Genomic DNA, 4,671 nt, shown 5'->3' with positions numbered 1-4,671 from the left:
GGAAAAAGCCAGAACCTATAAAGCTTCCAGCTTATTTAGTGCTTTCAAGTTTCAGCTGCCTTATATATAAAGGCTGGTTATCAGCATGTCTCAAAGCACATCTGTTATTTAAAAAATATAATAACATGTTTTAAAAGATTAGCAAAACAATTTATATTATTTATAGATATGAAAACGCTTACAAAAAGCTGTTCTTATCCCCTATTTTTCAAATTCAGTTTTAAATAACTATTATTTTATTGTGTTATTATAACGTTTATCAATTGCCCAATTCTTAAGCTAAAAAAAATAGCACTAGAAAAATTTCTAGCGCTATTTTTTATTTACAATGATTCTTTCTTATATGTATCTGTTTTACTTTTTATCTCTACGTTTCTTACGATCTGCAACACCAAGAAGTGCCGCAAGATTAGCTAGTACTAATCCAAGAATTCCTGCATTATCGTTTGTTTCACTAGTTTGTGGCAAGGTTTCTTCACTATTACCATTGCCAGCATTAACTGTATTTACATCTGTAGAACCATTAGCCACGTTGCTTGAGTTAACGGAGTTATCATTCATATTAGTTACTTTATTACTGGAAGAAGTAGATTTACTATTTGGCATAGAATCAGTATTCTTACCAGTATTTTCATCTGTAACTGATCCATCAATATTTTCATCATTGTTTTCATTACCTGACGTAGAATTATTGCTTCCATTATTATTTTCAGGCATTGGATCAGTTGCAGTTGTGTTATCTCCACCATTGTTACCAGGAATTGGAGTGGTTGGCGTAGTTGGAGTGGTATCTGGCGTCTTTACATGGATAGTTACTGGTACTTCCTCCATTGAACCATCTGGGTACGTTACAACTATTGTTCCTGTTCTATCTCCTGGGGTGGTTGTATCTGGAGCTTCTTTCCATGTGTATTCTGTACCCTCTGGTAGATCACCCTTGTTCTTGATACCTTCTGATGCTTCAGGCGTCTTACCCGTTTCAACAGTTACATCTTGACCTTCTGGGTTGTACTTATCTGCATCAGTCATTGTACTTGGATCTTTTACATGGATAGTTACCGGTACTTCCTCCGTTGAACCATCTGGGTATGTTACAACTATTGTTCCTGTTCTATCTCCTGGGGTGGTTGTATCTGGGGTTTCTTTCCATGTGTATTCTGTGCCTTCTGGTAAGTCACCCTTGTTCTTGATACCTTCTGATGGATCCGGTGTCTTGCCTGTTTCCACAGTTACATCTTGACCTTCCGGATTGTACTTATCCGCATCGGTCATTGTACTTGGATCTTTTACGTGGATCGGAACCTCTACTTCTTCAGTACTCTTATCTGGGTACGTTACAATTACTGTTTCAGTCGTATCTCCCGGTGTGGTTGTATCTGGAGCTTCCTTCCATGTGTATTCTGTGCCTTCTGGTAAATCACCTTTGTTCTTGATACCTGCTGATGCTTCAGGGGTCTTTCCTATTTCCACAGTCACATCTTGACCTTCTGGATTGTACTTATCCGCATCAGTTGTTGCTTCAGCTACAGTTACTGGTACTAAAACCTCCTCAGTTGAGCCATCAGAGTAAGTTACAGTAACAGGAATATTGTATTCACCCGTCGCTGCGTCAGCGCCAATCGTTACAGTACCAGTTGTTGCATCAATAGTTGTCCCAGTTGGTACGGTATCTCCAAGAGTAAATGTTGTCCCATCCGGCACAGCTGTAGCAGATCCGTCAGCCCCAGTAAAAGTAGGATCTGCAGTAGCAGTCTGCCCTTTTTCTACTTCCACTGGATCATATGATGGAGTATAAGTATCTGCCATTGATGCAGTTTCACTAATATTCAATGGAATGTTTACAAAATCAACTGAACTATCAGCATAAGTAACTTTAGCCCAAGCAGATTTAGTATCAACTGTAAGATTTCCAGTTGGATTAGTCGGAACTGCTATATCATTACCCATTATGTTAGTCCAATCAGCCGCATCAGTTGTTGAATTATACCAAGTTACACTTTGAATTGGAGTAAGATCTGTTGTCGTAGTTCCATCACTAGAAATTAAATCTTTAATACCATCTTTAGCATCTAAATCATCCAAAGTCTGGTTAATATTACCATTGACATCTTGAGTTTCTGGCTGATACTTCTGAGAATCTGTTGGCTTCACAATATCTTCCAGAGCACTACCCATCGCAATTCGCTGTGAAGACCACCAACTAAAATGATTCAAGAATTGACTCAAGTATGGTGCTTGATAATTGGCAGCTTCCCCACTAGTTTGAGCTATCGTACCATTATTGAATTTAGATGAATTAGTTCCTGCTTGATTGGACGCCATTTCAACACTACCATTTGAACCTAGGAATGTTGTCGATCCTTTTGATGAAGCCGGCTTAGAATCATCACCACTCTTTGTAAAAGTATTCGCAGCGGTACCCCAGTTATTCTGGTTAGCTAAATCCTTGATGTACCAATAGTATGAAGGAGTATCACCTTTTTCACCCGCATCCCATTGGGCAAGAGGGGTTGTGGCATCATTAATCTCACCATTAATAGTTACATTATTAGTTGTACCTTCAAGGCGCATTAGCGAACCAAATTGATCACCAAGACGTTGAAGGTTAACATACTTAGGATTATTAATCTTAATAACATTCGTAGTACTGGTTCCCCACATAGTAATCAAACCAGTCCATGGCATATTAGACTCGGTTGTACTACTATCATTTTCAAAGTTCCAATTCTGTGGATTCTTTGCACCATCTTGTAAATCTAAAGTCCCACCATCTTGGACATCAATAGTGAATGTCTTGCCAATACCGACACCAATGTCACCATAAGAAATTAATGGCTGAGTAGATTCAAGTCCAGCTGGACGCACAATCTTCAAGCTGCCATCTTTTGCAATTCTTATTCCAGCATGAGAGTCAGAAGCTGCCATACCACCAGTGATGGCACCAAAGTGTGTCCCTGTGTGAGCACCAGTCAAAAGCCCTGTACCAGTGTCATCACCATTTTGCAAGGTTTCAATTACGACATTACCGCCTGATTGAACATCAACATATGAAGCAAGAATAGCAGTAGAACCGCCACTACCCATATTAAGATTTAAATCACCAGCAACTTGTACAACACTGGTTTTAGCAGTATCAATATCAGCAGTATCAGCCCAGCTCCAGAAGCGGATTCCCATTGTTCCATAAGAATTAGAACCATCCATTCCGTCTACTGTAACTTTACTATCAGCATTAATATTTAAAGTAGCGCCTTGATCTACAATTACCTTGCCAGCTTGCGCATTAGTTTCAGAAATCAAGATAACTGAACGGTTAGTTCCAGTATTAGCTGGATCACTATTGATAACATTGAAAGTAGTAATACCATTTAGGACCTCAACGCTATATGCATAAAGTGCTGCGGTATCTCCGTCAATTATACTGTTGATTGTGTTATTGCCTTTAAATTTAACATTTGCAGTTTGCTCACTATTACTCTTATACCACATGATTTCATATGAATCAGTAGTAGTAGTCACACCATCGAAAGTAATGGTATTCTTACCAGCTTCAGCATTAGTATTAGCAAACTTAAATGGACCATTACCACTAGTGGTTTGTAAAGTAAGATCTTTAAGCGTAATATCCCAATTCTTATTGTCATTTTGGTTTTTGCTTGTAAATTCAAGGTAGCGATCGCCCATTATCAAGCTATTACCGTTACCATTAATAGTCAGTTCACGAGCAATACCTTGATCGTTTAACGTTTCATATTTTCCTGTTATGCCAGTGAGTCCGTGCTTTAATGTTGCATTACTAAAATCAACATTACCAGTTAAATTAATAACATTAGTATTAACATCTCTAATAGCATCTAAGAAACTTTGATAGTCACTTACATCTTTTGAAATTTGGGTTTCCGCTTCAGCTGCTAATTCTAGCTTTTCTTGTTTTGTATCAAGTTGTTCTTTTTCTCCAGAAGACGCTTCACTACTTATATCTACATTTTCTTGAACAACAGTCGTTTCTGGTTCAGCAATATTAGCTGAGCTATCGACTACTTTTTGTGAATCTTCTGAAACTTCTTCATTTTCAACAGCATCATTACTTGTAGATTGTTGATCTGAAGTAATCTGCATTTCAGATGTTGCAGTATTTTCTTCATTAGCATCTTGCTCAAGATCTATTTTTTCTGAGCCTTGTTCAATGTTTTCAGAAGCACTTTGAACAGTATTTTCATCTGTCTTTTGTGTTACTTCTAATACATCATCTGCCGCTCTCTGCTTAACATCAATCTTAGTCTTCTCACTAGATAGAACATCAGCATTTTCTACTTCCGTGATTTCATCTTCACGTGAATTTGAAGCTTTAACTGGGCGACTATTAGCACCCATTATAATACCTGTTCCCAGTAATACAGAAGCTGTCCCTGAAGTAATCTTTTTTCCTCGTGAGCTCATCTTCTTATGTCTTGACATTTTCTTTTCATCTCGTGCCATTTAAAAATCTCCATAAAAAATACATATATATCTATGAAATTATATATATTACACCTACAACCGTCATTTTATATGAAACCGCTTTTCAGATAAAATGACAAGCTGTCACTTTAGAGATTCTTAATATTTTTAATATTTCGGCCGATTGTAAAATGAAGTTGGACACTATGTCCTAAATTAAAAAAGGTCATT

Annotated in this window: 1 protein-coding gene; it reads right to left on the bottom strand. The window is 37.6% G+C overall.

Features of this window, described 5'->3' with window-relative positions:
- Window positions 1–354: 354 nt before the first annotated feature.
- Window positions 355–4,479, bottom strand: coding sequence for a Rib/alpha-like domain-containing protein (locus FC46_RS09480; RefSeq protein ID WP_057800141.1), 4,125 nt, complete (start codon window positions 4,477–4,479; stop codon window positions 355–357).
- Between the last annotated feature and the right edge of the window lie 192 nt (window positions 4,480–4,671).

The organism is Lactobacillus kalixensis DSM 16043 (assembly GCF_001434335.1).
In the GTDB taxonomy this organism is placed as follows: domain Bacteria; phylum Bacillota; class Bacilli; order Lactobacillales; family Lactobacillaceae; genus Lactobacillus; species Lactobacillus kalixensis.
This window is presented reverse-complemented; position numbering and strand designations above follow the sequence as displayed.